Source organism: Streptomyces regalis (genome assembly GCF_001509475.1).
GTDB lineage: Bacteria > Actinomycetota > Actinomycetes > Streptomycetales > Streptomycetaceae > Streptomyces > Streptomyces regalis.
The window spans coordinates 98,451-122,484 of the sequence record NZ_LLZG01000001.1 but is presented as its reverse complement, the minus strand read 5'-3'; the positions used below and the strand labels follow the sequence as shown (position 1 = coordinate 122,484).

Annotated in this window: 24 protein-coding genes and 1 pseudogene; 6 read left to right on the top strand and 19 right to left on the bottom strand. The window is 70.8% G+C overall.

The window, feature by feature from the left end; translation table 11 throughout:
• Positions 1-126: 126 nt before the first annotated feature.
• Entirely contained in the window at positions 127-870 is a 744-nt protein-coding gene (locus ADL12_RS00480) for a GntR family transcriptional regulator (protein WP_062697200.1), read from the top strand.
• Here ADL12_RS00480 and ADL12_RS00475 read toward each other — a convergent pair.
• A complete protein-coding gene (locus ADL12_RS00475) occupies positions 848-1,591 on the bottom strand; it encodes a class I SAM-dependent methyltransferase (protein WP_062697198.1) in 744 nt (247 codons plus the stop codon). The two genes, ADL12_RS00480 and ADL12_RS00475, sit on opposite strands and share 23 nt — an antisense overlap.
• Positions 1,592-1,594: 3 nt before the next feature.
• Positions 1,595-2,152 carry a PadR family transcriptional regulator gene (locus ADL12_RS00470; RefSeq protein ID WP_062697196.1) on the bottom strand — a complete coding sequence of 186 codons (558 nt, stop codon included), beginning with the start codon at positions 2,150-2,152 and terminating at the stop codon, positions 1,595-1,597.
• A gap of 70 nt (positions 2,153-2,222) precedes the next feature.
• Between ADL12_RS00470 and ADL12_RS00465 the strand changes: the two genes are divergently transcribed.
• Positions 2,223-2,621: a nuclear transport factor 2 family protein gene (locus ADL12_RS00465; RefSeq protein ID WP_062697195.1), complete on the top strand. Its 399-nt coding sequence runs from the start codon at positions 2,223-2,225 to the stop codon at positions 2,619-2,621.
• Between the two features lie 247 nt (positions 2,622-2,868).
• On the opposite strand, the gene ADL12_RS00460 is transcribed toward ADL12_RS00465, so the two are convergent.
• From ADL12_RS00460 to ADL12_RS00450, 3 genes are read right to left on the bottom strand one after another with little or no spacing between them, the layout of a single operon-like run.
• Positions 2,869-4,152, bottom strand: coding sequence for an RNA polymerase sigma factor (locus ADL12_RS00460; RefSeq protein ID WP_244187717.1), 1,284 nt, complete (start codon positions 4,150-4,152; stop codon positions 2,869-2,871).
• On the bottom strand, positions 4,149-4,490 hold the full coding sequence (locus ADL12_RS00455) for a YciI family protein (RefSeq protein ID WP_062697193.1): 342 nt from the start codon (positions 4,488-4,490) through the stop codon (positions 4,149-4,151). The genes ADL12_RS00460 and ADL12_RS00455 overlap by 4 nt, the downstream gene beginning before the upstream one ends.
• A gap of 13 nt (positions 4,491-4,503) precedes the next feature.
• On the bottom strand, positions 4,504-5,226 hold the full coding sequence (locus ADL12_RS00450; protein ID WP_062697192.1) for an SgcJ/EcaC family oxidoreductase: 723 nt from the start codon (positions 5,224-5,226) through the stop codon (positions 4,504-4,506).
• 129 nt (positions 5,227-5,355) lie between these two features.
• On the opposite strand from ADL12_RS00450, the gene ADL12_RS00445 reads away from it, so the two are divergent.
• The 3 genes and pseudogenes from ADL12_RS00445 to ADL12_RS49405 all read left to right on the top strand — a co-directional run.
• The gene (locus tag ADL12_RS00445; protein WP_062697190.1) at positions 5,356-6,183 is read left to right on the top strand and encodes a class I SAM-dependent methyltransferase; all 828 of its coding nucleotides are present in this window, start codon (positions 5,356-5,358) and stop codon (positions 6,181-6,183) included.
• 244 nt (positions 6,184-6,427) lie between these two features.
• Positions 6,428-7,564, top strand: a complete 1,137-nt coding sequence (gene rho, locus ADL12_RS00440) for a transcription termination factor Rho (RefSeq protein WP_062697188.1) — start codon at positions 6,428-6,430, stop codon at positions 7,562-7,564.
• Positions 7,565-7,658: 94 nt separating this feature from the next.
• Positions 7,659-8,495: pseudogene (locus ADL12_RS49405) on the top strand (D-alanyl-D-alanine carboxypeptidase family protein); the annotation flags it as partial.
• An 80-nt stretch (positions 8,496-8,575) separates the two neighbouring features.
• Here ADL12_RS49405 and ADL12_RS00430 read toward each other — a convergent pair.
• From ADL12_RS00430 to ADL12_RS00375, 12 genes are all read right to left on the bottom strand, one after another.
• The gene (locus ADL12_RS00430) at positions 8,576-9,940 is read right to left on the bottom strand and encodes a glycosyltransferase 87 family protein (RefSeq protein ID WP_062697184.1); all 1,365 of its coding nucleotides are present in this window, start codon (positions 9,938-9,940) and stop codon (positions 8,576-8,578) included.
• Complete coding sequence (gene mptB / locus ADL12_RS00425) at positions 9,937-11,331, bottom strand: polyprenol phosphomannose-dependent alpha 1,6 mannosyltransferase MptB (RefSeq protein WP_062697182.1); 1,395 nt, start codon at positions 11,329-11,331, stop codon at positions 9,937-9,939. Before mptB ends, ADL12_RS00430 begins: the two co-directional genes overlap by 4 nt.
• Positions 11,332-11,558: 227 nt before the next feature.
• Positions 11,559-12,500, bottom strand: coding sequence for a glutaminase (locus tag ADL12_RS00420; protein WP_062697180.1), 942 nt, complete (start codon positions 12,498-12,500; stop codon positions 11,559-11,561).
• A 47-nt stretch (positions 12,501-12,547) separates the two neighbouring features.
• Complete coding sequence (gene aspA, locus ADL12_RS00415) at positions 12,548-13,957, bottom strand: aspartate ammonia-lyase (protein WP_062697178.1); 1,410 nt, start codon at positions 13,955-13,957, stop codon at positions 12,548-12,550.
• Positions 13,958-14,099: 142 nt separating this feature from the next.
• Positions 14,100-15,116 (bottom strand): asparaginase, encoded by a 1,017-nt coding sequence (locus tag ADL12_RS00410; RefSeq protein ID WP_062697176.1) that lies wholly within the window; start codon positions 15,114-15,116, stop codon positions 14,100-14,102.
• A 47-nt stretch (positions 15,117-15,163) separates the two neighbouring features.
• Positions 15,164-16,603, bottom strand: coding sequence for an amino acid permease (locus tag ADL12_RS00405; RefSeq protein ID WP_062697174.1), 1,440 nt, complete (start codon positions 16,601-16,603; stop codon positions 15,164-15,166).
• Positions 16,600-17,277, bottom strand: a complete 678-nt coding sequence (locus ADL12_RS00400; protein ID WP_062697171.1) for a FadR/GntR family transcriptional regulator — start codon at positions 17,275-17,277, stop codon at positions 16,600-16,602. Before ADL12_RS00400 ends, ADL12_RS00405 begins: the two co-directional genes overlap by 4 nt.
• 166 nt (positions 17,278-17,443) lie before the next feature.
• Positions 17,444-18,283, bottom strand: coding sequence for an undecaprenyl-diphosphate phosphatase (locus ADL12_RS00395; protein ID WP_062697169.1), 840 nt, complete (start codon positions 18,281-18,283; stop codon positions 17,444-17,446).
• A gap of 96 nt (positions 18,284-18,379) precedes the next feature.
• Positions 18,380-18,754 carry a fluoride efflux transporter CrcB gene (gene crcB / locus ADL12_RS00390; RefSeq protein WP_062697167.1) on the bottom strand — a complete coding sequence of 125 codons (375 nt, stop codon included), beginning with the start codon at positions 18,752-18,754 and terminating at the stop codon, positions 18,380-18,382.
• Positions 18,751-19,167, bottom strand: a complete 417-nt coding sequence (locus tag ADL12_RS00385) for a DUF190 domain-containing protein (protein WP_062697164.1) — start codon at positions 19,165-19,167, stop codon at positions 18,751-18,753. The genes crcB (ADL12_RS00390) and ADL12_RS00385 overlap by 4 nt, the downstream gene beginning before the upstream one ends.
• Positions 19,164-19,625: a fluoride efflux transporter CrcB gene (crcB, locus tag ADL12_RS00380; protein ID WP_062697162.1), complete on the bottom strand. Its 462-nt coding sequence runs from the start codon at positions 19,623-19,625 to the stop codon at positions 19,164-19,166. Before crcB (ADL12_RS00380) ends, ADL12_RS00385 begins: the two co-directional genes overlap by 4 nt.
• Before the next feature lie 86 nt (positions 19,626-19,711).
• Positions 19,712-20,674: an SMP-30/gluconolactonase/LRE family protein gene (locus ADL12_RS00375; protein ID WP_062697160.1), complete on the bottom strand. Its 963-nt coding sequence runs from the start codon at positions 20,672-20,674 to the stop codon at positions 19,712-19,714.
• Positions 20,675-21,044: 370 nt separating this feature from the next.
• On the opposite strand from ADL12_RS00375, the gene ADL12_RS00370 reads away from it, so the two are divergent.
• On the top strand, positions 21,045-21,845 hold the full coding sequence (locus tag ADL12_RS00370) for a ribonuclease BN (RefSeq protein WP_244187723.1): 801 nt from the start codon (positions 21,045-21,047) through the stop codon (positions 21,843-21,845).
• 74 nt (positions 21,846-21,919) lie between these two features.
• Here ADL12_RS00370 and ADL12_RS00365 read toward each other — a convergent pair whose 3' ends face one another.
• Both ADL12_RS00365 and ADL12_RS00360 read right to left on the bottom strand, forming a co-directional pair.
• A complete protein-coding gene (locus tag ADL12_RS00365) occupies positions 21,920-22,207 on the bottom strand; it encodes a hypothetical protein (protein WP_062697159.1) in 288 nt (95 codons plus the stop codon).
• A gap of 221 nt (positions 22,208-22,428) precedes the next feature.
• Complete coding sequence (locus tag ADL12_RS00360; RefSeq protein WP_062697157.1) at positions 22,429-23,997, bottom strand: glycoside hydrolase family 53 protein; 1,569 nt, start codon at positions 23,995-23,997, stop codon at positions 22,429-22,431.
• Between the last annotated feature and the right edge of the window lie 37 nt (positions 23,998-24,034).

The following is a 24,034-nucleotide window of genomic DNA, read 5'->3' as shown; positions in this document are numbered from 1 at the left end:
CGGTCGACGCGCGCCGTTTCGGCCGAAGTGACAGACCACCCTTCCCTGGTGGTTTAGACCAATGCTTAGATCTGGTGGCGCAACGAGCCCGCACGGCTACGACACGTCACCAACAGGAGGCGCGGCATGGCCCGCACCACCCCGCACGACCACCCGCTCACCGAAGCGCAGCCGCTGTACTGGAGGATCGCCACCCAGCTGGTCGGCGAGCTGCGCGACGGAACCATCCCACCCGGCGAACGGCTGCCGGGGGAACGGCAGTTGGCTGAGCACTTCGAGGTCAGCCGGGAGACCGTACGGCAGGCGCTGGAGGTGCTGCGCCGCAGCGGCCTGGTCGCCACCGACCGGCGGGGCAGCCATGCCACGCTGCCCGGTCCGCCGGTCGAGACCCCGGCGTCGCTCACCTTCCCGGTCGGCGCACGGACCACGAGCCCGGAAGCCGTGGACCGGGCCACGGTCACCTGGGAGACTCCCCCGCCGGAACACGCCGAGGCCCTGGGGCTCGCCCCGCACCGGCCGACCCTCGTACACCGCTACGAGTCCGCGAGCCCCGACGGATGCGGCCGGCGTACGGCCGTGACGTCCTTCTCCGCGGTCGCGCTCGCCGAGGTGGCCGAGCTCGCCCGCTATCGCGACCGCGCCGACGGCACCGGATCGGCCCAACTGCGCCGCGCCTACGACTGGATGCGCAAGGCGGGCCTCACCCTGCACCACCGGGACGCCATCACCCGGCTCCCGGGCGCGCCTTCGGTGCGGGTCACCCGGCGCGTGCACGACCAGTACGCCCGCCCCCTGGAGATCACGGACCTCGTCGTGGATGCCCAACAGGACGCCCTGGTCTACGAGTTCACGCTGCCGGCGCCGGGCTGAGCGGGCTCCGGGCCACGACCATCCGCACGCGCGGGCTCCCGTCCCGGCGCCGCCCGAACTCGGGCAGCGCCTGCAGCTCCACCTGGAAGCCGGCGCGTGCGAGCTCGCTCCGCACCTCCCCCAGCCGGAAGGCCCGGTAGTACATGACGAAGGGCGGGCGCCACAGGGCGTTGCGCACCCGCATCGCCGCGTCGAAGCCCAGCAGCATCCAGTAGGCGGGGGACGTGGGACGTGGCGGTGCCACGAGAGGGAAGGCGAAGATCCCGCCGGGCCGCAGGACGGAGTGGACCTGGGCGAACAGCCCCGGCAGCTCATCGGGCAGGAAATGGCCGAACGCCCCGAGGCTCACCACGAGGTCGAAGGCGGAGGTGAACGGCAGGGCACGGGCGTCCGCACGCACCCAGGCGACGCGCGTGTCCCCTGTCTCCACCTGCCGCCGGGCGACGTCGAGCATGCCGGCGCTGAAGTCGACGCCGGTGACGCTGCGTCGGCACACCTCGGCCAGCACCTCGGCACCGGCGCCCGTCCCGCAGCACAGGTCGAGGCCGTCGTCGTACGGGCCGGTGCGCGCCAGGGCCGACGTGACGGCGTCGAGCACCGAGTCCGGCGTACGGAACGGAGTGTGGTCGAACTTCGGGGCGAGCAGGTCGTATCCGCGCTCGACGGACGACAGCGCCTGGACGGCGAGTTCGCGCAGGGAGGGGCCTTCGGGACTGAACATCCGTCACCCCGCAGTGACGCGCTGCTCGATGACGGCGAGAACGCGCTCGCACCAGCGCAGGTTCTCCTCCTCGAAGGAGATTCCGCCCAGCAGCGTCAGGTACGGCCCGATGCGGTCGGTCTCGCGCAGGTACTCCTCCTCGGTCCGCCCGTCGAGGAGGCGGCTGCGGACGCGTTCGTAGCGGTCGAGTTTGCTGCGCGCCCACGTCATGCGCTCTTCGATCAGCGCACGGGTGGTCTCGGGGTCCTCCATGGCCTGGAGCTTGATCAGAAGTTCGTCACGGATGGCGGTGGGCCGTCGCGGCGGCTCGGCGGCGAAGGCGCGCAGGTCCTCCCGGCCGACCGCGGTGAGCGTGAACATCCGCTTGTTCGGCCGCCGTTCCTGCTGCACGAACCGGGCCTCGACAAGGCCGTCCTGCTCCAGGCGTTCCAGCTCCCGGTAGAGCTGCTGCGGGGTCGCCGGCCAGAAGTTGGCGAACGACACGTCGAAGACCTTGGACAGCTCGTAGCCCGAGGCCTCGCCCTCGAGGAGGGCGGCGAGGACGGCGTACTTGAGGGACATATGGACACGTTAACAGCAGGTGATTATTATCATCGGCACCTACTCAACTAATTGACTATGAGGGGACCCGATGCGCGCGTTCCGTGAGGCGGTCGAGGCCGGCGACTTCGATGCCGTGGAGGCCCTGCTGGCGGAGGACGTCGTCTTCACCAGTCCGGTCGTGTTCAAGCCGTACCCCGGCAAGGCGATCACCGCGGCGATCCTGCGCGGTGTGGTGCGGGTCTTCGAGGACTTCCGCTACGTGCGGGAGATCAACGACCCGGGCGGCCGTGATCACGCGCTGGTCTTCACCGCGCGGGTGGGCGACCGGGAGATCACCGGCTGCGACTTCCTCCGGGTGAACGAGGACGGCCTGATCGACGAGTTCATGGTCATGGTCCGTCCCCAGTCGGGCGCGCAGGCTCTGGCCGAGGCGATGGGGGCGCAGTTCGAGCAGATCGCGAAGGAGGCGGAGGCGCGATCGGCGTAACAGCCGCGCCCGGCCGCGCACAGTCCAGCCCCGCCTGCCGTGAGCACAACGCAGGCCGCCAACGCGGCTCGGGTCCGGTGGTGTGGGACACGGCGACGGAGGTGACGACGGCGACCGCGCAGGCGCCGAGCCCGGGCCGAAGAGGAACTGCGTGTCCAGGATCGTGATGAACCCGGCGCGGGGGCGGGAGCGGTCGTTGGGGGCTCCAGTGCCGTACGCGTGCTTTCGCCCCACCGGCGAACAGCCCCTAGGCGAATCGACACTCCGCGAGCCGCTTCTCGAGGAACCTCCGTTCCGCGTCGTTCTCGACCAGTTCCAGCGCGCGCCGGTATGCCTCGGCCGCCTCGTCCATGCGGCCGCCGCGGCGCAGCAGATCGGCACAGGTCGCCGGGAGAAGGTGGTAGCCGGCCAGATCGCCCTCGTCCTCCAGCTCCGCGATCAGGGCGAGACCCGCATCCGTGCCTTCGGCCACGCCGACGGCCACCGCGCGGTTGAGGCGGACCACGGCGGAGGGCACGAAGCGGGCCAACTCGCCGTACAGGGCAGCGATGTCGGCCCAGTCGGTGTCGTCGGCGGTGGGCGCGGTCATGTGGCAGGCGGCGATGGCGGCCTGGATCTGGTAGGGCCCGGGGCGGCCTCGCCGCAGCGCGGTCTCCAGTAGGGCGGTGCCCTCGTCGGCCTCGGCCCGGTCCCAGGCCGTGCGGTCCTGGTTCTCCAGGGTCACCAGGTCGCCCGCGGCGTCCACGCGCGTGTGGCGGCGGGCGTCGTGGAGCAGCAGGAGTGCGAGCAGGCCGAGCACCTCGGGCTCGTCGGGCATGAGGCGGGCCAGGACGCGGGCCAGGCGGATCGCCTCCGCGCAGAGGTTCGTACGGACCAGATCGACGCCGGCGGTGGCCGCGTATCCCTCGTTGAACAGGAGGTAGACCACGCCGAGCACCCCCGTCGTGCGCTCGGGCAGGAGGTGCGCGGGCGGTACCCGGTACGGGATTCCGGCGTTGCGGATCTTCCGCTTGGCGCGCACCAGGCGCTGCGCCATGGTCGCCTCGGGGACCAGGAAGGCGCGGGCGATCTCCGGTGTGGTCAGGCCCGCGAGGGTACGCAGGGTCAGCGCGACTCTGGCCTCGATGGGCAGCGCCGGATGACAGCAGGTGAAGATCAGCCGCAGCCGGTCGTCCTGCAAGTCCTGCACGCCGCTGTCGTCCCCGCTCGCGTCCTCGGGTTCGTACGACGGTTCGTCGCGGGCCAGCACCGCCACCTCCCGGAGTTTCGCCGCGCCCACCGCCTCCCGGCGCAGTACGTCCAGGGCGCGGTTGCGGGCGGTCGTGGTCAGCCAGGCGCCGGGGCGGCGCGGCACTCCGTCGCGCCGCCACCGGTCGAGAGCCTGGGCGAAGGCGTCCTGGGCGCACTCCTCGGCGAGGTCCCAGTCGCCGGTCACCCGGATCAGGGTGGCGACGACCTGGCCCCATTCCTCACGGAAGGCGACGGCGACGGCTTCCTCGACATCCGGCTCGACATCCGGCACTTCGCTCACTCCCAGACCGGCCGCACCTCCACCGAACCGCCGCCCAGCGCTGCGGGGTGCCGGGAGGCGAGGGCGATGGCCTCGTCGAGATCGGCGACCTCGACGATGTCGATGCCGGCGACGTACTCCGTGGACTCCACGAAGGGCCCGTCGCTGAGCAGGACCTCGTGGCCCTGGACGCGCACGGTGGTGGCGTCGGTGTGCGGGCGCAGCCGGGCCCCGCCCTTCACGATGTCACGGCTGCGGACCTCGTCGATGTACGCGGTGAAGCGGGGGTCCTCGGCGATCTCCTCGGGGCTGAGTTCCTCGCCGCCGACCAAGGTGCAGAGGAACAGGACGTACTTCATGACCGCTCCTCCTTCATGACCGCTCCTCGGTGTCGAGAGAGCCGAGAGAGACGTGTTCGTGTGCGATCAGCCAGCGCAGACCGGCGTTGCGGTAGCCGGTGGTGACGCGCCTCAGGTCGTCGAGCGGGGCGCCGTCGGTGCGGGTGGCGCGCAGGCGGACGAGGGCGTGCCCGAAGGCGATGCTCTCGTCGACGTGGACCCGGAAGTCCAGCACCTCGCGGGTGACAGGGCCGGTGACGTCGGCGAACAGCTCCTCCAGTGACTTGCGCAGGGCGTCGATCCCCTGGTGTTCGCGGCCGTCGACGAACGCCGCCACGTCCGGGGCGTAGCAGGCCGCCGTGCGGTCGGCGTCCCGTGCTCGCGCCGCCTCGGTCAGTTCGACGTCGAGCGCACGGATCTGCCCCTCGGCGTCCTCGTCCTCCCAGAACGGCCGCACCTCCATGGCCCCGATGGCGGCCACGGGATGCCGCGCGGCCGCCTCGATCGCCTCCTCCATGCTGTCGCACTCGAGGATGTCGAACCCGGCGACGTACTCCTTCGTCTCCGCGAACGGGCCGTCGCTGCGCAGCACCTCGCCGCCGCGCACCCGCACGGTGACGGCCTCGGCGGGGAGCGCGAGGCGGTGGCCGTGCAGGCGTACGTTGCGGTCCCCGAGGTCTTCCACCCAGGGCTCGACGGGGGTCATGCCCGAGGCGTCGGCGGTGTCGTCGCCGCAGACGAGCAGCATGTACTTCATGGATCCTCCCGGTCCTCATGAGCTTCCTACACCCCACCGACGAACGGGACCGGCGCGAATCGACACCCGGGTGTCCCGTGTCCGGAATTCCTGCCGCCGCGCACGGCCCGTTCGCGGTTGGATGTCCTCATGACCACCGACGAGCACGCGCGGATGATGTCGGCGAACCAGGCCAACTGGGACGCCCGCACCCCCGTCCACCTCGCCAGCCGGTTCTACGGCCTCGACCAGGATCTCGATCCCGACCGCTGGTTCGCCTCCTTCGAGTGGGACGACCTCGGTGAGCTGGCCGGCCGCGATGTGCTCCATCTGCAGTGCCACCTCGGCACCGAGACGATCGCCTTCGCGCAACGCGGGGCGCGGGCCGTCGGCCTGGACTTCTCCGAGGCGTCCGTGGCCGCCGCGAACGGCATCGCCGAGAAGGCGGGGCTCGACGTCACGTACGTACAGGCGAATGTGTACGACGCCGTGGAGGCCCTGGGGCGGCGGCAGTTCGACGTGGTGTACACGGGCAAGGGCGCCCTGTGCTATCTGCCCGACCTCGACCGCTGGGCGGAGGTGCTGGCCCAACTCCTGCGTCCGGGTGGGCGGTTGTACATCGTCGAGTTCCATCCACTGCTCAACTCCCTCGGCCCGAAGCCCGGTCCGGACGAAGGACCCGAGCTGCTGCTGCGCCACGACTACCTGGGCGGCGACGACGCCGTGCACCGGGACGCGACCCGCACCTACACGGACGGTCCGGCCGTGGAGGGCGCGACCGACAGTTATGAGTGGATGCACGGAATAGGAGAGGTCGTCGGCGCGTTGACCGGAGCGGGACTGACCGTCCGGCGGCTGCGCGAGAGCGAGGAGCTGCCCTGGCAGCGCTGGCCGCAGATGGCGCGCACGCCCTCCGGCTGGTGGCGGCTGCCCGAGCCGCGCATTCCTCTGCTGTACGGTTTGCTCGCCACACGCTGAACCACCGTGGTACCGTCCCGTTAGTACCTGTGTACGCCCCGTCGTGGGCGCCGGTGCTGGTTCTCCTTCAGTTCGCCGGTCGTCGTACCGGCTTCACGTCACCACCTCGTGACCACTGGTTCCGTCGTATCCGAGGTGCTGTTTCCCGCCGCCCGAAGGCGCTCTGTCCGCCTTCCCGATGTCCGCGGCTCACCCCTTCCTTCCGCATGTCTCATGCCTTCCGTTCGTGAAAGGACCGACCACCATGACCACCACACTTGAACACCCCCCAGTCCAGCAGCAGCCCCCGGTCCGTGCCGTCACCGGTTTCCTCGACATCGACGCGAACGGGAAGGGTCACCTGCGCGCCGAGAACCTGCTGCCCTCTCCCTCCGACCTTCAGGTCTCCCCCGCGGTGATCCGCCGGTACGGCCTGCGCAAGGGCGACCTCGTCGACGGCGTGCGCGGCACCCAGCGTGCCCTCACCGAAGTCGCCCGCGTCAACGGCCGCACCCCGGGCAACAACCGCCGCGGTTTCGGCGAGCTGACGCCCCTTCACCCGCGTGAGCGGATCCGTCTCGAACACCCGGCGTCCGGCCTGACCGGGCGTGTCGCCGATCTGATCGCGCCCGTGGGCAAGGGCCAGCGAGGGCTGATCGTGGCCCCGCCCAAGACCGGCAAGACCGTACTGCTCCAGCAGATCGCGGCGGCCGTCGCCGGCAACCACCCGGAGTGCCGGCTGATGGTGGTGCTCATCGACGAGCGCCCCGAGGAGGTCACCGACATGCAGCGTTCGGTACGGGGCGAGGTGTACGCCTCGACCTTCGACCGGGCACCCAAGCAGCACATCGCGCTCGCCGAGCTCGTCATCGAGCGGGCCAAGCGGCTCGTCGAGGCCGGCGAAGACGTCGTCATCCTGTTCGACTCCCTGACCCGGCTGTGCCGGGCGCACAACAACGCGGCCGCGTCCGGTGGCCGCACCCTCAGCGGCGGCGTCGACGCGGCCGCGCTGCACGGGCCGAAGCGGTTCTTCGGCGCCGCGCGCCTGGCCGAGGAGGGCGGTTCGCTGACCATCCTCGCCACGGCCCTCGTGGAGACGGGTTCCCGGGCCGACGACTTCTTCTTCGAGGAGCTCAAGAGCACCGGCAACATGGAGTTGCGCCTGAGCCGGGACCTCGCCTCCCGCCGTATCTTCCCCGCCGTCGACATCAACCCGTCCGGCACCCGACGCGAGGAACTCCTCCTGCCCCCGGCCGAGTTGACCACCGTGCGCGGCCTGCGCCGGGCGCTGCAGACCCGGGACGGCCAGGCCAACCTGGAAACCCTCCTGGAGCGCATGCGCGAGACGCCCGACAACGCCACGTTCCTGCGGCGGATCCAGCCGACGCTGCCGGGCGAGTGACGCGCCGCGGAAGCATCGCCCGTCCGGGTGCCGGCGCGCCCCTCCCGGCCCGGGCAGCTCGGTGTACGACGGCCGGCTTCCTACGTTGACGGTCATGACGATCGGATTTCCCACCCGGGCGCTCGTGTCCACCTGCGCACTGTGCGCGGCCGGTCTGCTGGCGCTCTCGCCCGCCACCGCGGTCGCCCGCACCGGGCACGACCCCGACCCGCCCGGCGGGCCGAGGGCGGCGAAGCCGCGGCCCGCGCTGCTGTACCGGTCCGGCATCCACGTGCGGCCGGATTCCGCGGTGCCCCGCCCTCCGCGCGTCTCCGCGCTGTCGTGGCTGGTGGCCGACGCCGACTCCGGCGAGGTGCTCGCCGCGCACAACGCGCACCGGAAGCTGCCGCCCGCCAGCACCCTGAAAGCGCTGTTCGCCCTCACCGTGCTGCCGACCCTGCCCGCCGGCGTCCCGCACAGGGTGAACGAGGAGGAGCTGGCGGGGATCGGGCCCGGCAGCAGTCTGGTGGGGCTCGCCGAGGGACGTACGTACCGCGTCGCCGATCTGTGGCGCGGGGTGTTCCTCAGCTCCGGCAACGACGCCGTGCGGGTACTGGCCGGGCTGAACGGCGGCTGGCGCGCGACGGCCGCCCAGATGCAGGCCAAGGCGATCGCGCTGGGCGCCCTCGACACGCGCGTGCTGTCGCCGGACGGCTACGACACTCCCGGCCAGGTGTCGTCGGCGTACGACTTGGCGGTGTTCGGCCGGGCCGGGCTGCGCAACGCGGAGTTCGCGCGGTACTGCGGCACGGCCGAGGCGCGGTTCCCGGGCGGGGGCGGCTGGTCGTACGAGATCCGCAACACCAATCGGCTGTTGACCGGCGCGGACGGGGTGGAACCGTATCCGGGGCTGATCGGCGTCAAGAACGGCTACACCAGCAAGGCGGGCAACACGCTCATCGCCGCCGCCCGCCGGGGGGATCGCACCCTCGTCGTGACGGTGATGAACCCCCGGGCGGGCGGGTTCGCCGTCTACGAGGAGGCCGGCGAGCTCCTCGACTGGGGGTTCGACGCGGCCGGGCGGGTCGAGCCGGTGGGGTCGCTGGACGGCTTGCGGGTCAAGCCGAGGCCCGGGCCGGCGACGGCGCCCGTGGTGGCGGAGGTGGCACCGGAGGGCGGCCCTGCCGGGGCGGGCTGGGCGGAGGCGTGGGCGATCGCGGGCGCCGCCGGGATGGGGGCCGGTGCCACGTCACTGGTGCTTCGCGGCAAGGTCGTCGAGCGCTCGGCGCCGGAGTGACCGACCGGCAGCCACAGCAGCAGGCCGAGCGTGATCCAGGTGTAGGTGTTGCTGCCGAGGAAGCCGTCGACGCCGGAAGCGTCGTCGAACCACAGCCACACCACGCTGGTGCACAGCATCGCGTACAGGGCGGCCGCGATGCGCAGGTGCCCGGCGCGGATGAGGACGGCGAAGGAGGGCAGCAGCCACACCAGGTGGTGGACCCAGGTGATCGGGCTGACCAGGCAGGCGGTCAGCCCGGTGAGGGCGAACGCCGCCGTCCAGTCCCCCGCCGCGACCGCACGGCGGGTACGCGCCACCCACACGCCGAGGACCAGCACGACCACCACCGCCCAGACCGCACGCTCGGACACGCCGAGGCGGGCCAGGATGCCCTGCAGTGACTGGTTGGAGACATAGTCGAGGCGGCCCACCCGGGTGGTGTCCCACATCGCGTGGGTCCAGTAGAAGCGCGAGGCGTCGGGTGCCACCCAAGCCGCGAGCGCCGTCGCCGCTACGGCAACGGCGCTCGCCACGGCGGCGGTTCGCCAGCGCCGGGCGACCAGCAGCAGGCCGATGAACGCGGCGGGCGTCAGCTTGATCGCGGCCGCGAGCCCGATCCCCAGACCGGCCCAGCGACCCCGCCCCGTAGCCAGCAGCCGGCAGTCGAGAAGCACGAGCGCCAGCAGCAGGATGTTCACCTGACCGAAGCTGAAGGTGTCCCGGAGGGGTTCGAACAGGGCCAGCGCGCAGGCGGCCAGCGCACAGCCGTACCAGCCGTAACGCCGCCAGGAACGTCCGGCCAGGACACGCAAGGCGAAGGCCAGTGCCGCCAGGTTGAGCAGCAGTGCCACGGCGATCGCCGCGTGCAGATCGAGCAGCGCCATGGGCAGCATGACGACGGCGGCGAACGGCGGGTAGGTGAAGCCGTACGCCGTGCCGGGCACCCGGTAGTCGTAGATACGGCCGCCGTGGTGGATCCAGCTGTCGACGGTGCCGTAGTAGACGCGCAGGTCGAACCAGTCGCGCAGCAGCGGCACGGTCGCGGTGAAGACGGTCACGGCGGCGGCGAGCAGGAGCACCAGTACGATCCGGCCGCGGTCGGTGCGCGGAAGCCTCATGCGGTGCGCTCCAGGGCCGGGGCCTGCGCCGCCAGATGTGCCTGCCACAGGACGACCACGGCGAGCGCGCCCCCCGAGACCGCCAGCACCAACTGGCCCACGTCCGCGGCACCGCCGCTGGGCAGGACGGCGAGCGCGAGCACTCCCGTCAGGGCCGCCACCCGGTGCCGTACCGAAGTGCTGGGCGCCGCGGCGGCGATGAGGAACAGGCCCCACAACGCGTACCAGGGGCGGATCGCCGGTCCGAAGGCGGCCACGGCCGCCAGGCTCAGGCCCAGCGCGTACACGGGGCGCGGACGCCAGCGCCACCATATGAGGACCACGAGGACCGCCGTGAGCACCAGCCCGAAGACGTGCCACACCGGAACGGCCAGCGGCGCCAGATCACTGCCGACCTCTTCCAGCAGCGAGGCCGTCGCACGGCCGAGCAGGCTGGTCAGAGCCCAGTTCTGGGGGGAGACCGGGGTGTCCAGGGCGCCGATCCAGCCGTATCCCGTGCCCGCGACGGCCGTTGCGGCGACCGTGGTGGCGGCGGACGCGGCCGCCGTGGTGAAGACGGCCTTCGCCGGGTGGTGACCGGCCCGCATCTGGAGCAGCACGACCGCGGCCAGGCCGAGCGCGGCGGGAGCCTTGACCAGAGCGGCGAGCGTGACGAGTACGGCGCCGACCACCGGCCACCGGCCGAGAGCGGCGACCAGACCGGCGCCGAGCAGGCCGAGCATGATGGCGTCGTTGTGGGCGCCCGCGACCAGGTGCAGCAGCACGAGCGGGTTCAGGGCGCCCAGCCACAGGGCGGCGGCCGGGTCGGCCCCGCTGTGCCGGGCGAGGCGCGGCAGCGCGGCCGCCATCAGCGCGACGCCGAGCAGCGCTATGAGCCTCATGCCGAGGAGACCGGCGGGCAGTTCGCCGCGCGTCAGACCGGACAGTGCGGAGGCCACGCCCAGGAACACCGGGCCGTAGGGGGCCGCCGTGTGCCGCCACAGCGGGGCGACCTCGTCCGCGAGCGGCCCACCGAGGTGGGCGGGCCCGTACGCGTACACGTCGATGTGTGCGTCCACCATGGCGCCCTGCGCCAGGTAGCTGTACACGTCCCGGCTGAACAGCGGCGGGGCGATCAGCAGCGGGGTGGCCCAGACGGCCAGGACCAGCAGCAGGGCGCGCGGGGTCGGCGGGTCGGCGCTGCGTACGAGCCGGCCGAGCAGCAGCCAGGCCGCTATCAGCAGGACGACGCCGAAGTAGACGCCGACCAGGCCGAGGGCCGCGTGCGCGGAGCTCGGGGCCAGGAGTTCCCGGACCGGCAGCGCGCCGGCTGTCTCACCGCCCAGGGCGAGGAAGGCGGTACCGGCCAGACCGAGTATCTGGCAGCGGCGGAGATCGACGGGGAAAGCCATGGCCAACACTCGGTCAGCGTGTCAACGCCGGGTGGCTTTCAGTTGACGCGGGGCCCTCCGGGGGGAAGCCGGAGTGTGGCTGGCCGGTGATCTCATGCGAGGGGGTTGCAGGCTGCTGCCCATGTGCCGGGTGTCGGTGGTTTGCAGGGTGCGGGCCGGTGGGGGCTTGTCGCGCAGTTCCCCGCGCCCCTGGGCGGCGTGACCACACCCCGCGCCAAGAAGTTCCGTCAGAACACCGAGAGGCCCGTCAGCGTCGTGAAGCGGTCCAGTGCTGCCACTCCTGCCACCGAATTGCCCCGCTCGTCCAGGCCCGGGCTCCATACGCACAGCGTGCAGCGGCCCGGTACCACCGCGATGATGCCGCCGCCCACTCCACTCTTGCCGGGGAGGCCCACCCGGTACGCGAAGTCGCCTGCCGCGTCGTAGGTGCCGCAGGTCAGCATGACCGCGTTGACCTGTTTGGCCTGGCTGCGAGTGAGGAGGCGGGTGCCATCGGCGCGGACGCCGTGGCGGGCCAGGAAGGTGGTGGCGAGGGCCAGGTCGGCGCAGGACGCCTTGATGGAGCATTGCCGGAAGTACTGATCGAGGAGGACCGGCACGGGGTTGTCGATGTTGCCGTACGACGCCATGAAGTGGGAGAGGGCGGCGTTGCGGTCGCCGTGTGTGGACTCGGAGGCGGCAACGTCCTTGTCGAAGTCCAGGCTCGGGTTGCCGCTCTCGGCGCGGAGGAAGGCGAGGAGTTCGCCCGCCGCGTCTCCGGTACGGGTCTGGAGGCGGTCGGTGACCACGAGCGCGCCCGCGTTGATGAACGGGTTGCGTGGGATGCCGTTCTCGTACTCCAGCTGGACCAGGGAGTTGAAGGGGTTGCCGGAGGGCTCGCGGCCCACGTGCTCCCAGAGTTCGTCGCCCTCGCGGGCCAGGTCGAGCGCGAGGGTGAAGACCTTGGTGATGGACTGCGTGGAGAACGGCTCGCGCCAGTCCCCCACGCCGTACACCGTGCCGTCGAGTTCCGCGACGGCCATGCCGAAGGCCCGTGGGTCGCAGGCCGCAAGCGCGGGGATGTAGTCGGCGGGCCGGCCGCGGCCGGGGGTCCGCCCGATCTCCTCCGCGATGCGCTCCAGGATCGGCTGAAAGGTCAGTGACGACGTCGACGCTGCCATGATCACCATTGTGCCTCTCTGCCGGTCCCGGTGCGCATCCGCGGGTTCGGGCCTGATCAGGCCAGGGCCTGCCCGGTGCCCGCGACGACCTCCGGCCGCAGCAGGTCGGCGAGGGCCTCGGCGGGCAACAGGCCCTTCTCCAGGACGAGTTCGGCCACTCCCCGGCCGGAGACCAGTGCCTCCTTGGCGATGTCGGTGGCGGCCGTGTAGCCGATGTGCGGGTTGAGGGCCGTGACCAGGCCGATGGAGTTCTCCACGGTCCGGCGCAGTGCCTCGGTGTTGGCGGTGATGCCGTCCACGCAGCGCTCGGCGAGGGTCACGCAGGCGCTCTGCAGGTGCGTGATGCTCTCCGACAGGGAGTGCAGGATGATCGGCTCGAAGGCGTTGAGCTGGAGCTGTCCGGCCTCGGCGGCCATGGTGATGGCGACGTCGTTGCCGATCACCTCGAAGGCGACCTGGTTGACGACCTCGGGGATCACCGGGTTGACCTTGCCGGGCATGATCGACGAACCGGCCTGCACGGGCGGCAGGTTGATCTCACCGAGGCCCGCGCGCGGCCCGGACGACAGCAGGCGCAGGTCGTTGCAGCTCTTGGACAGCTTGACGGCGATCCGCTTGAGCACGCCGGACATCTGGACGAACGCCCCGCAGTCCTGGGTCGCCTCGACCAGGTTGGCGGCGGTGACCAGCGGCAGCCCGGTGATCTCGGCGAGGTGGCGGCGGGCCGACTCGGCGTATCCGGCGGGGGCGTTGAGGCCGGTGCCGATGGCCGTGGCGCCCAGGTTGATCTCATGGATCAACTCGACGGCCTCGGCAAGACGGGACCGGTCCTCGTCAATCATGACCGCATACGCCGAGAACTCCTGCCCGAGCGTCATCGGCACCGCGTCCTGCAACTGTGTACGGCCCATCTTGAGCACGTCGCGGAACTCGACGGCCTTGCGGGCGAAGGCGTCCTGCAGGACGAACATCGCCTTGAGCAGGCCGCGCACCGCGAACACCGTCGCGATCTTGACGGCCGTCGGGTAGACGTCGTTGGTCGACTGGCCGAGGTTGACGTCCTCGTTGGGGTGCAGGTACTGGTACTCGCCCTTGGCGTGCCCCAGCAGCTCCAACGCCCGGTTGGCCACGACCTCGTTGGCGTTCATGTTGGTCGAGGTGCCGGCGCCGCCCTGGATGACGTCGACGACGAACTGCTCGTGCAGCCGGCCGGCGCGGATCTCACGGCAGGCGGCGACGATGGCCTCGGCCTTCTTCGCCTCCAGCAGGCCGAGCTCCTCGTTCGCGAGGGCAGCGGCCTCCTTGACGGCGGCGAGGGCGTCGATGAGGTGCGGGTAGGCGGAGATGGGCGTACCGGTGATGGGGAAGTTCTCCGTGGCGCGCAGGGTGTGCACACCCCAGTACGCGTCAGCGGGGACATCGCGGTCGCCGAGCAGATCGTGCTCGCTACGGGTGGCGGCGGTCATGAGGGAACGGTTCCTCTTTCAAAGGGGTTGAGGGTTGGCGCCCCTCCAGGGGCGCGGGACTGCATCAATATGCGGCTCCGCCGCGTGGGCGCGACAAGCCACAAACGGCCCGCAGCCGCCGTGCGAGAAATCCGGCACATCCTTAGGCGCAAGCCGAAACAACAACCGGCTCCAGCGAACGAACGGGCCGCACACACCCGACCGCCTGACCGCCCCCAAGCAGGGCCTCACCCTGGAATTCGGCGAGCAACTCCGGATCGACGCCGGCCCACGCAAGCGCCGCCGCCGCGACCGGAACTCGCGCCCGGTTCGCCCCGTCGGCGATCTTCACAGCAACGGCCCGCCCATCCGGCAGGGCGGCGACCTGAACGCCCTCGAAACCGTCCTTGGCGAGCAGCCCGGGCACGGCCCGCATCAACGCCGCCACATCCCGCCCGGTGCCGGACGCCATCTCCGCGTGCTCCCGCATCGCGTCGGCAACCCGAGCCTCGGGCGTGCCCGGCGCCGCCGTGGTGATGCGGGCGGCCGCGCGGGCGAGCCCGTGCAGCGAGACGGAGAACAACGGCGCACCGCACCCGTCGACGGTCACGCGCGCGATCCGCTGCCCGGTGAGGTCCTCGACGATCTCGGCGATGGCCTGCTGGAGCGGGTGCCCAGGGTCGAGGTAGTCCTCCAGGGACCAGCCATTGAGCCGGCAGGTGTACAGCATGGCGGCATGCTTGCCGGAGCAGTTCTGGGCGAGCCGGGAGGGCGCGCGGCCCTCCCGTACCCAGGTGTCCCGGACAACCGGGTCGAACGGCATGTCCGGAACGTTGCGCAGATGCTCCTCGGTGAGCCCGGCGATTTCGAGGATCCGCCGGGTTCCGGCGAGGTGGCGTTCCTCGCCGGAGTGGCTGGCCGCGGTGAGCGAGAGCAGCTCGCCGTCGAGCGGAAGCCCGGCCCGCACCATGGCGACGGCCTGGACGGGCTTGAGCGCGGAGCGCGGGTAGAAGGCGGCCTCGATGTCACCGAGCTGGAACTGGACCTCGCCGTCGGCGCCGAGGACGACGACGGATCCGTAGTGGATGCCTTCGATCATTCCGCCGCGTATGAGGTGGGCGACGGGGGCGTGGAGAGGTTCGCGGACAAGGGGTGCGTCCGCTATGGAACTGCTGTACATCACTGCCTGGTGGTGGGTCGATGAGGGGTCGTCGACCGGCGCGGGTCTCACGCGTCGGCCTTGCTGGAGGCGCGCTTGGCACGGCTTCGGATGCCGTACCAGCCCGCGACCAGCGCTGCGACGATCAGCGGCAGGCACAGCACGGTGGTGCGGCCGGCGCCTCCGTCGGCGTACATGAGGACCAGGACGGAGGCGAGGAAGGCCAGCGTCACGAGTTCGGTCCAGGGGGAGCCCGGCAGTCGGTAGCCGGGGCGGGTGAGCTCGCCCTTCTGGGTCTTCTGCCAGAAGAGGAGGTGACAGAGCATGATCATGCCCCAGGTGGCGAGGATGCCGATGGCCGCGAAGTTCAGCACGATCTCGAACGCGTCGGCGGGGACGACGAAGTTGAGGCCGACACCGAGGACACAGATACCGCTGGTGAGCAGGATGCCGCCGTACGGGACCTGGCTGCGGCTCATCACTCCGGTGAACTTCGGGGCGGAGCCGGACATCGCCATGGAGCGCAGGATGCGGCCGGTGGAGTACAGGCCGGAGTTGAGCGAGGACATGGCCGCGGTGAGGACGACGAGGTTCATGACGCCGCCGGCCGCCGGGATGCCGATGTTGGAGAGCACGGTCACGAAGGGGCTCTCACCGGCGGTGTACTTGTTCCACGGCAGCAGCATCGACAGCAGGACCACCGAGCCGACGTAGAACAGGCCGACGCGCCACATGATCGAGTTGATCGCCTTGGGCATGATCTTCTCGGGGTTCTCGGTCTCACCGGCGGCGACGCCGACCAGCTCGACGGAGGCGTAGGCGAAGACGACGCCCTGGATGATCAGCAGCATGGGCAGCAGGCCGTTGGGGAAGACGCCGCCGTTGTCGGTGATGAGGGACGGGCCGGGGGTGTGGCCGTCCACCGGCTGCTGGGTGACCAGCAGGAAGATGCCGATGCACATGAAGACGACGAGCGCGCCGACCTTGACGATCGCGAACCAGAACTCCAGTTCGCCGAAGATCTTCACCGAGATCAGGTTCACGGTGAGGACGACGGCCAGGGCTATCAGCGCGATCACCCACTGCGGGATGTCGGAGAACATGCCCCAGTAGTGGGTGTACGTGGCCACCGCGGTGATGTCGGCGATGCCGGTGGTCGCCCAGTTCAGGAAGTACATCCAGCCCGCGGTGTACGCGCCCTTCTCCCCCATGAACTCTCGGGCGTACGACACGAAGGCGCCGGAGGACGGGCGGTACAGGACGAGTTCGCCGAGGGCGCGGACGACGAGGAAGGCGAAGATTCCGCAGACCGCGTAGGCGATGAACAGGGACGGGCCGGCGTCGGCGAGTCGGCCGCCGGCGCCGAGGAACAGGCCGGTGCCGATGGCGCCGCCGATGGCGATCATGTTGACGTGCCGGGACTTCAGCGACTTGCTGTAGCCGGCGTCTCCGGCGTCGACGTGTCCGGACTGGGGGCGCATCTCTTCTTTGAGGTGCTGCTCGCTCACGCCTCGGGTCCGCCTTCCGTGGGGATGTCCGTGCGCGCGGGGCGCACGATGTCGGTGAGTGTCGTCTCGACGCGGTCGAGGTGGTGGGCCATGGCGTCGGTCGCGTCGAGTTCGGAACCGTCGATCAGCGCCTCGACGATCGCCCGGTGCTCGCGGTTGGACTGTTCGCGGCGGCCGCCCAGCTCGTTGAGGAAGGCCGACTGACGCGCCAGTGCGTCGCGGATCTCCTCGATGACCCGGCGGAAGACCGGGTTCTGGGCGGCCTCGGCCACGGCCAGGTGGAAGAGGGTGTCCATCGCGACCCACGCGGTGGTGTCCGTCTCCCGTTCCATACGGTCGAGCAGGTGGGCGAGGTGGTCGAGGTTCTCCGGGGTGCGGCGCAGGGCCGCGTACCCGGCGACCGGGATCTCGACGTGCCGGCGCACTTCCAGCAGGTCGCTGGCCGCGTAGTCGCCGAAGGTGGGGTCCTCGACGGCGTTGGCGACGACGAAGGTGCCCTTGCCGGTCTTGGAGACGGTCAGACCCATGGTCTGCAGGGCCCTGAGGGCCTCGCGCAGGACAGGGCGGCTGATCTCCAGGGTGCGGCAGAGCTCGGCCTCGGAGGGGAGCTTGTCGCCCACGGCGTACTCGCCGCGCTCGATGGCACTGCGGAGGTGTGCCAGGACCGCTTCCATCGCGCTGACGCGCCGCGGAGGCTGTCCGGCTGTCCGGCTGTCTGACAGGTTCACGAGAGTGATACTCCGGGTGAGCCGAGGGTGGTGTCAAGGGCATCGAAAGGAAAGATTCATCGGATGTGAAGCCTGAAAACAGACTTCACATCGATTCCCCGTCCGCACCCGGTCAACTGTTGATCACACCTGCGCCCAGCAGCCCGAACAGCAGCACCCCGACGACGATCCGGTAGACCACGAAGGCGTTGAACGAGTGCTTGGCGACGAACTTGAGCAGCCAGGCGATCGACGCGTAGGCGACGACGAAGGAGACGGCGGTGCCGACAGCCAGCGGCAGCGCGCCCGTGCCCGTCGTGCCGAGGGCGTCCTTCAGCTCGTAGATGCCGGCGCCGGTCAGGGCCGGGATGCCGAGGAAGAAGGACAGACGGGTGGCGGCGACCCGGTCCAGGTCGAGCATCAGCGCCGTGGACATCGTGGCGCCGGAGCGCGAGAAGCCCGGGAAAAGCAGGGCGAGGATCTGGGAGCTGCCGACGAGCATCGCGTCCTTGAAGGAGGTGTCGTCCTCCCCTCGCTTGTGCCGGCCCATCTGATCGGCCGCCCACATCACCCCGCTGCCGACGATCAGCGAAGCCGCGACGACCCACAGGGAGGCGAGCGGCCCCTTGATGAGCGGCTTTGCGGCCAGGCCCACGACGATGATCGGGATCGTCGCGTAGATCACCCACCAGGCGAACTTGTAGTCGTGGTGGTACCGCTCCTCCTTGTCCCGCAGCCCGCGCACCCACGCGGAGACGATCCGCACGATGTCCTTGAAGAAGTACACGAGCACGGCGGCGATCGCACCGACCTGGATGACGGCCGAGAACCCGACGACCGCGTCGTCGTCGACGGGGATGCCCATGAGCCCCTCGGCGATCTTGAGATGGCCGGTCGAGGAGACGGGCAGGAACTCGGTCACCCCCTCGACGGCTCCGAGGACGACGGCCTGACCGACGCTGATGGCGCTCATGGGATCCAGTTCCGGGGGTTCGACGGGACAGTGGCGCGCACTGTCCTACCAGGTGCGGGTATGGATCCGTGGCATACGACGACCTCGGCCGGTCGCCTACGACCACACCGCCTCGGCGATCGAGACCCCCAGGAAGGCCGCGCCCAGGCCGGCGGTCACGCTGCCCACGATGTTGACGACGGCGTAGAGCCCCGCCCCCGTCTCGGTGAGCCGAAGCGTCTCGTACGAGAAGGTCGAGTACGTGGTGAGGGCCCCGCACAGCCCGGTGCCGAGCAGCAGCTGGAGGTCTGAGCTCGCGGCGCCCGCGGCCACCGCGCCGGTGAGCAGGCCCAGGATCATGCAGCCGGTGACGTTGACCGCGAAGGTGCCCCAGGGGAACACCGAGTGGTGGCGGGACTGCACCGCGCGGTCGGTGAGGTAGCGGAGGGGGGCGCCGACCGTGGCGCCCGCGATCACAAGGAGCCAGTTCACGGCGACTTCTTACCTTCCGTGTCCGATGTGCCCGGAGTGTCGTCGCGGCCGACGGTGGGGGTGCCCCCGGTCGAGCGAAGCCGAGACTGGGGGAGGATGACCTCGCACTCGTCGAGGGTCACGAGCCCTTCGGTGACGAGTTCGTCGAGCTGCGGCAGGAAGGCCCGTACGCGCTCCTCGGTGTCGACGATCACGATCGCGACCGGCAGGTCCTCGCTCAGGGACAGCAGCCGCGAGGTGTGGATCACGGAGGACGCGCCGAAGCCCTCGATGCCGCGGAAGACGCTGGCACCCGCGAGGGCGGCGGCGTGGGCGCGGTGGACGATCTCCGAGTAGAGGGGCCTGTGGTGCCAGGTGTCGTGCTCGCCGACGAAGACGGTCACGCGCAGGGCCCTGCCGGTCAGCCTCGTCATGACTGCCTCCACTTCAGGACGCGGCGGGTCGCCGCCGCAGCGAGCCAGACCGCCGTGAGCGCCGCGACCAGGGTGGCGGCGAGGTAGGCCAGTCCGGTGCGGGGGTGTCCGCTGTCGACCAGCTTCTGGATGTCGACGGCGTAGGTGGAGAAGGTGGTGAAGCCGCCGAGCACTCCGGTGCCGAAGAAGGGGCGGACGAGGCGGTGTGCGGCCCACACATCGGTGATGACCACCATGAACACGCCGATCACGGCACAGCCGACGACATTGGTCCAGAAGGTCGCCCAGGGGAAGCCTCCCTGCTGGGTCGGCCACCACAGCGAGGCGGTGTACCGGGCCGTGGCGCCGACGGCTCCGCCGAGTGCGACCACCGCGACGATCGGCGCCTGGGTCCGCCAGGCGTGCCGCCGTGGGGCGGGGGCGGGGACACGGAGGGTCTCGGTCTCCGGGGCTGTCATGGTCGTACGTCTCCTGCCTGGGCCGTCGTCACCGCCCCTCGCGGGGTGATCGCGGCCGGTCAACAGGGTACGCCGGGGCTCCGGGCTCATTTCGGGACGGGCGCCTCGCACACCGCGACGCCGCGCTCCCCCATGCTGCCCAGGATCAGCCGGCCGCCGGTTTCGCACACGCTGGTGACCATGCGGAACCCCGAGTGGCGGCGGGCCAGGTGGTGGACGACCCGGCCGGTGTCGTCGACCGCGAGCACGCCGATCGTGCCCGTGGGACGGAAGGGGGCGCGCACGGCGGCGTGGGCGGCGCTGCGGCGTACGGCCGGGGCGGCGCGGTGGAGCAGGTCCAGCGGGGGTACGCGTGGGCCGGCCAGCGCCACCCAGGTCGGGCCGTCGGGTGTGCCGCGCCAGAGGTTGTCGGGCATGCCCGGCAGGTTCTCGGCGAAGGGTTCGCTGTGTCCGGCGCGGGGTCCGGTGAGCCAGTAGCGGGTGAGCCGGCGGGCCCCGGTCTCGGCGACGACCAGAAAGGACTCGTCGGCGCTCGAAGCGAGCCCGTTGGCGAACTGCAGCCCCTCCAGCAGCACCTCGGGGCTCTCGCTGCCGGGGGCGAGGCCCAGCAAGCGGCCCGTTCCCGTGTGCTCGACGATGTCGCCGATCCACCGATGCAGGGGGTAGCGGCGGCTGGAGACGGTGAAGCAGACGCTTCCGTCGGACAGGGCGACCACGTTGCTGCAGAACCGCAGCCGTTCCCCCGCCACCGAGTCGGCCAGGACGCGCACGACGCCGTCGTCGAGGCCGACCCGCAGCAGCCCGCGTTCGGCGTCGCACACCAGCAGGTCTCCGTCCGGGAGGAGTTCGAGGCCGAGCGGGCGGCCGCCGGTCTCGGCGAGCACCTCGACGCGGGCCACCGACGACTCCGTGAGGCCGTCGACGCGCAGGATGCGGCCGTCCTCGACGCCGGTCAGCACCCGGCCCCGGGCATCGGCGACCACGTCCTCCGGGCCACGGCCGCCGATCGCCACGTACTGGCGCGGGACGAGCTCGGTGGGACGGTCCATGGATGCCTCCCCTTCGGTGTCGGGACAGTCCGTCCCGGCAGGCATACACCCTGGTGCGGGCGTCACGACGACGCGCGCCCGGGTACCCGGACCCCGCCGTGTCATACGTCCCGGTATGCGAGTGTGTGCGACGGTTTAGGGGGTACGTCCGTCGGCCACTCGGGGCAGGCGCGCACAACAGGCGGAGAGAGGGTGGTCGTATGTCACGTCCGCCCCGGTGGTGTGCGGACCGCCGCCCCGGTAGAGGGGCCCGTGACCCACGGCGGTCGCGTTGAAAGTCCGGCACTCCTGGCCACACGCAACATGGCACCGGCTGGGGCTCGCGGAGCTCCACCGGCGTGGCAAGGAGCTGGAATTGCTGCACCGCGCCATGGGCTTCGCCGCGCTCGCCCTGGTCACGCTCGCTCCGCTGCTGATCGTGGTGGCGGCCGTGGATCCGCTGGGGCACGGCGGGTTCGCCCTGTGGCTGGTGGACGGCATGGACCTGTCCGGCCGGTCGGCCCGCGCCCTCACGCAGGTCTTCACTCCGCCCCGCAAGGTGCTCAGCACGACCAGCGCGCTGAGCGTGGCGCTGCTCGTCGTGTTCGGTCTGTCCTTCGCCTCGAGCGTCCAGAACGGCTACGAACGGATCTGGCGGCTGCCCGCCGGGCCGTGGCACCGGGTGTGGCGGCAGACGGTCTGGCTGATCATGCTCATGGTGTACGTGTACGCGCAGGTGCAGACCCGCACTGTGCTGGAGGGCACGCCCCGCATCCTGCTGAGCATGGCGGTCGGCCTGCTGTTCTTCTGGTGGGGGCCGCATTTCCTGCTCAGCGGTGAGGTGCGCTGGCGGGATCTGCTGCCGGGTGCGATCGCCACCATGGCGGGGCTGGTCGGGCTGCGCTTGTTCTCGTTCCTGGTGTTCACCCCGCTGCTCGTCACCAACGCGATCAGCTACGGGCCTGTCGGGACCGTCCTGGTGGTGGAGTCCTGGCTGGTCGGCGTGGGGTTCGTGGTCTACGGCGGTGCGCTGGTGGGCCGGCTGCTGTGCGAGCTGTTCGAGGACTTCGACGAGCCGAAGCGCACGGCCTCCGGCAAGCCGGACCGCACGGCCCCGCAGCGACGGCACCGCGGGCGCGGGTCGTCGGCCGCCCGTTCCGCGGACCATGCGCCGCCTGGTATGCCCGACTAGACGTACCGCCCGATCGGGCAGGACGGGAACCCGCGCCCGTCCCGCACCCGCAGCACGCGGCCCGGGCAGCGCCGCTACCAGCCCTTCTCGAACATGCGCGCAACCTCGGCGATCCGCACCTCGTCACGCCGGTAGTAGGTGCGCCGCCGGATCCGCTTGGTACGCAGCGCGCCGATGGCCACCAGGAGACTGAGGTGGGTCTCGGCGACCTTGCGCGGCACGCACAGCTTCGCGGCCACGGCGTCCGCGCTCACGCCGTCCTCGACCGGGTCGCCCTGCCGCTGCTCCGGAAAGTGCGCGGCCGGATCCTTCAGCCATTCCAGGATGTCCAAGCGCCTGGCGCTGACGGAAGTCCTCAGCATCTCGTCCCCCCTCCGGCGGGCCGCGTCGTCACGCGTCTTTCCACTGTCCCGCAGTCACAGCGGCCGTGTCCGGGACTCGTCGACCCTTGTCCGGTACCGAACGGTCGTGCGACACAGGGCCGTTCGACCGGGACGCGCCAAGGGGCCCGGCCGCATGGGCGCGGCCGGGCCCCTTGTTCACCGAGTCAACGGACTCAACGCACTCAACGGGCTCAACGGGCTCAACGGTGGCTGAACCACGCCATCGACGACAGGGCCTTGTCGTCATAGCCGAACAGGGCCTGGTTCTCCCAGCCGTTGCCGGAGGAGGCGTCGGTCGGGTCCCAGCCGTTGCCGGAGACCGCGGTCCAGGTCGCCTCCCAGTAGAAGACGCCGAGGCCACGGCCGTTCGGGACGGCCTCCACGATGCTGGCCACGTCGTTCATCCAGCGGCGCTGCCCGGCCGTGTTCGCCGGGTAGCCGGAGACCAGCTCGCCGGTGGTGTTGATGATCTCCTCGTGCGAGTCCTCGCTGTCCAGACGGAACGGGTAGGCCGTCTCGGCGACGAAGACCGGCTTGCCGTAGCGGGAGGCCGCGTCGTCCAGAGTCGTCTGGAAGTCGTAGAGCGAGCCGTGCCAGTAGCCGTAGTAGGACAGGCCGATCGCGTCGAACTTCACGCCGTTGGACACTGCGCTGTCGAACCACCAGCGGGTGCCGGACAGGTCACCGCCCTTGGCGAGGTGCAGGGCGACCGTGGTGGACGAGTTGACGGCCTTGACCGCGTCGTAGCCCGAGTTGAGCAGACCGGCAAGCTGCGACCAGTTGCTCGTGGAGCCCTCGTTCCACAGCATGCCGCCGTTGATCTCATTGCCCACCTGGACCATGTCGGCGGTGGTGCCTTGAGCCTTCAACGCGTTCAACACGTCGTACGTGTGGTTGTACACGTCGGTCTTGAGTTGACTGTACGAGTGGCCTGCCCATGCGGACGGCTTGCTCTGGGCGCCCGGGTCGGCCCAGGTGTCCGAGTAGTGGAAGTCGACCAGCAGCTTCATGCCGGCCGCCTTGATGCGCTTGGCCATGGCGAGGACGCGCGTCTTGTTGTTGTAGCCGTCGGCCGGGTTGACCCAGACCTTCAGGCGCGCGTAGTTCATGCCGGCGTTCTTCAGGATGGTGACCGCGTCGCCGGTGGTGCCGGAACTGGTCTTGTAGACGCCGCCCTTGGCCTCGCTCTTGGCGAGGGAGGAGATGTCGGCACCATGGATCGACGTGCCGCTTGTGCCGGACGCGAAGGTCAGGTCGTCAACATTGATCCAGTTGCCCGCGTTCGCGTCACTGTTGATGCTGATGGTGCACTGGTTGCTGGTCACATTGACCGGCACGACGATACGGATCCAGCCGCTCGCCGAGACGGGCAGGTCGGTGCGCTGCTCCGTGCCTCCGCAGTTCTTCAGCGCTATGTACGCCGAGTTCTGGCCACCACCGGAGCGGACCCAGGCGGTGAGCTTGTAGTTCCCGTTGGTCAGCCCGGACAGGTACTGGTAGGTCTCCACCTTGTAGGCGGAAGACGCGTAATGCGTCAGGCGGTAACTGCCGCCGTGGCCGCCGGCCTCGGTGAAGGAGGCGGAGTTCTGGCCGGCCGCCGAGTAGGTGGACCAGCCGGCCGGGGTGGCCGTGCCCGTGCCGTCGGACTCGAAGCCGCCATTGGTGAGCGTGCTGGCCGCCGAGGCGGTCTGCGCGGGCAGGGCGGTGAGGGCGAGTCCGGCTGCGAGCGGCAGCAGCAGGACTCGGAGGGTGCGTCTGGGATGGAACATCGTCGTCCGTCGTCCCTTCGACGTAAGTGGGGGTTGG

Bases quoted from the DNA above. Each gene is read 5' to 3' on its own strand.
- ADL12_RS00480 (WP_062697200.1), top strand. From the start codon at position 127: ATGGCCCGCACCACCCCGCACGACCACCCGCTCACCGAAGCGCAGCCG.
- ADL12_RS00475 (WP_062697198.1), bottom strand. From the start codon at position 1,591: ATGTTCAGTCCCGAAGGCCCCTCCCTGCGCGAACTCGCCGTCCAGGCG.
- ADL12_RS00470 (WP_062697196.1), bottom strand. From the start codon at position 2,152: ATGTCCCTCAAGTACGCCGTCCTCGCCGCCCTCCTCGAGGGCGAGGCC.
- ADL12_RS00465 (WP_062697195.1), top strand. From the start codon at position 2,223: ATGCGCGCGTTCCGTGAGGCGGTCGAGGCCGGCGACTTCGATGCCGTG.
- ADL12_RS00455 (WP_062697193.1), bottom strand. From the start codon at position 4,490: ATGAAGTACGTCCTGTTCCTCTGCACCTTGGTCGGCGGCGAGGAACTC.
- ADL12_RS00450 (WP_062697192.1), bottom strand. From the start codon at position 5,226: ATGAAGTACATGCTGCTCGTCTGCGGCGACGACACCGCCGACGCCTCG.
- ADL12_RS00445 (WP_062697190.1), top strand. From the start codon at position 5,356: ATGACCACCGACGAGCACGCGCGGATGATGTCGGCGAACCAGGCCAAC.
- rho (WP_062697188.1), top strand. From the start codon at position 6,428: ATGACCACCACACTTGAACACCCCCCAGTCCAGCAGCAGCCCCCGGTC.
- ADL12_RS00430 (WP_062697184.1), bottom strand. From the start codon at position 9,940: ATGAGGCTTCCGCGCACCGACCGCGGCCGGATCGTACTGGTGCTCCTG.
- mptB (WP_062697182.1), bottom strand. From the start codon at position 11,331: ATGGCTTTCCCCGTCGATCTCCGCCGCTGCCAGATACTCGGTCTGGCC.
- ADL12_RS00420 (WP_062697180.1), bottom strand. From the start codon at position 12,500: ATGGTGATCATGGCAGCGTCGACGTCGTCACTGACCTTTCAGCCGATC.
- aspA (WP_062697178.1), bottom strand. From the start codon at position 13,957: ATGACCGCCGCCACCCGTAGCGAGCACGATCTGCTCGGCGACCGCGAT.
- ADL12_RS00410 (WP_062697176.1), bottom strand. From the start codon at position 15,116: ATGTACAGCAGTTCCATAGCGGACGCACCCCTTGTCCGCGAACCTCTC.
- ADL12_RS00400 (WP_062697171.1), bottom strand. From the start codon at position 17,277: ATGGAAGCGGTCCTGGCACACCTCCGCAGTGCCATCGAGCGCGGCGAG.
- ADL12_RS00395 (WP_062697169.1), bottom strand. From the start codon at position 18,283: ATGAGCGCCATCAGCGTCGGTCAGGCCGTCGTCCTCGGAGCCGTCGAG.
- ADL12_RS00385 (WP_062697164.1), bottom strand. From the start codon at position 19,167: ATGACGAGGCTGACCGGCAGGGCCCTGCGCGTGACCGTCTTCGTCGGC.
- crcB (WP_062697162.1), bottom strand. From the start codon at position 19,625: ATGACAGCCCCGGAGACCGAGACCCTCCGTGTCCCCGCCCCCGCCCCA.
- ADL12_RS00375 (WP_062697160.1), bottom strand. From the start codon at position 20,674: ATGGACCGTCCCACCGAGCTCGTCCCGCGCCAGTACGTGGCGATCGGC.
- ADL12_RS00370 (WP_244187723.1), top strand. From the start codon at position 21,045: ATGGGCTTCGCCGCGCTCGCCCTGGTCACGCTCGCTCCGCTGCTGATC.
- ADL12_RS00365 (WP_062697159.1), bottom strand. From the start codon at position 22,207: ATGCTGAGGACTTCCGTCAGCGCCAGGCGCTTGGACATCCTGGAATGG.
- ADL12_RS00360 (WP_062697157.1), bottom strand. From the start codon at position 23,997: ATGTTCCATCCCAGACGCACCCTCCGAGTCCTGCTGCTGCCGCTCGCA.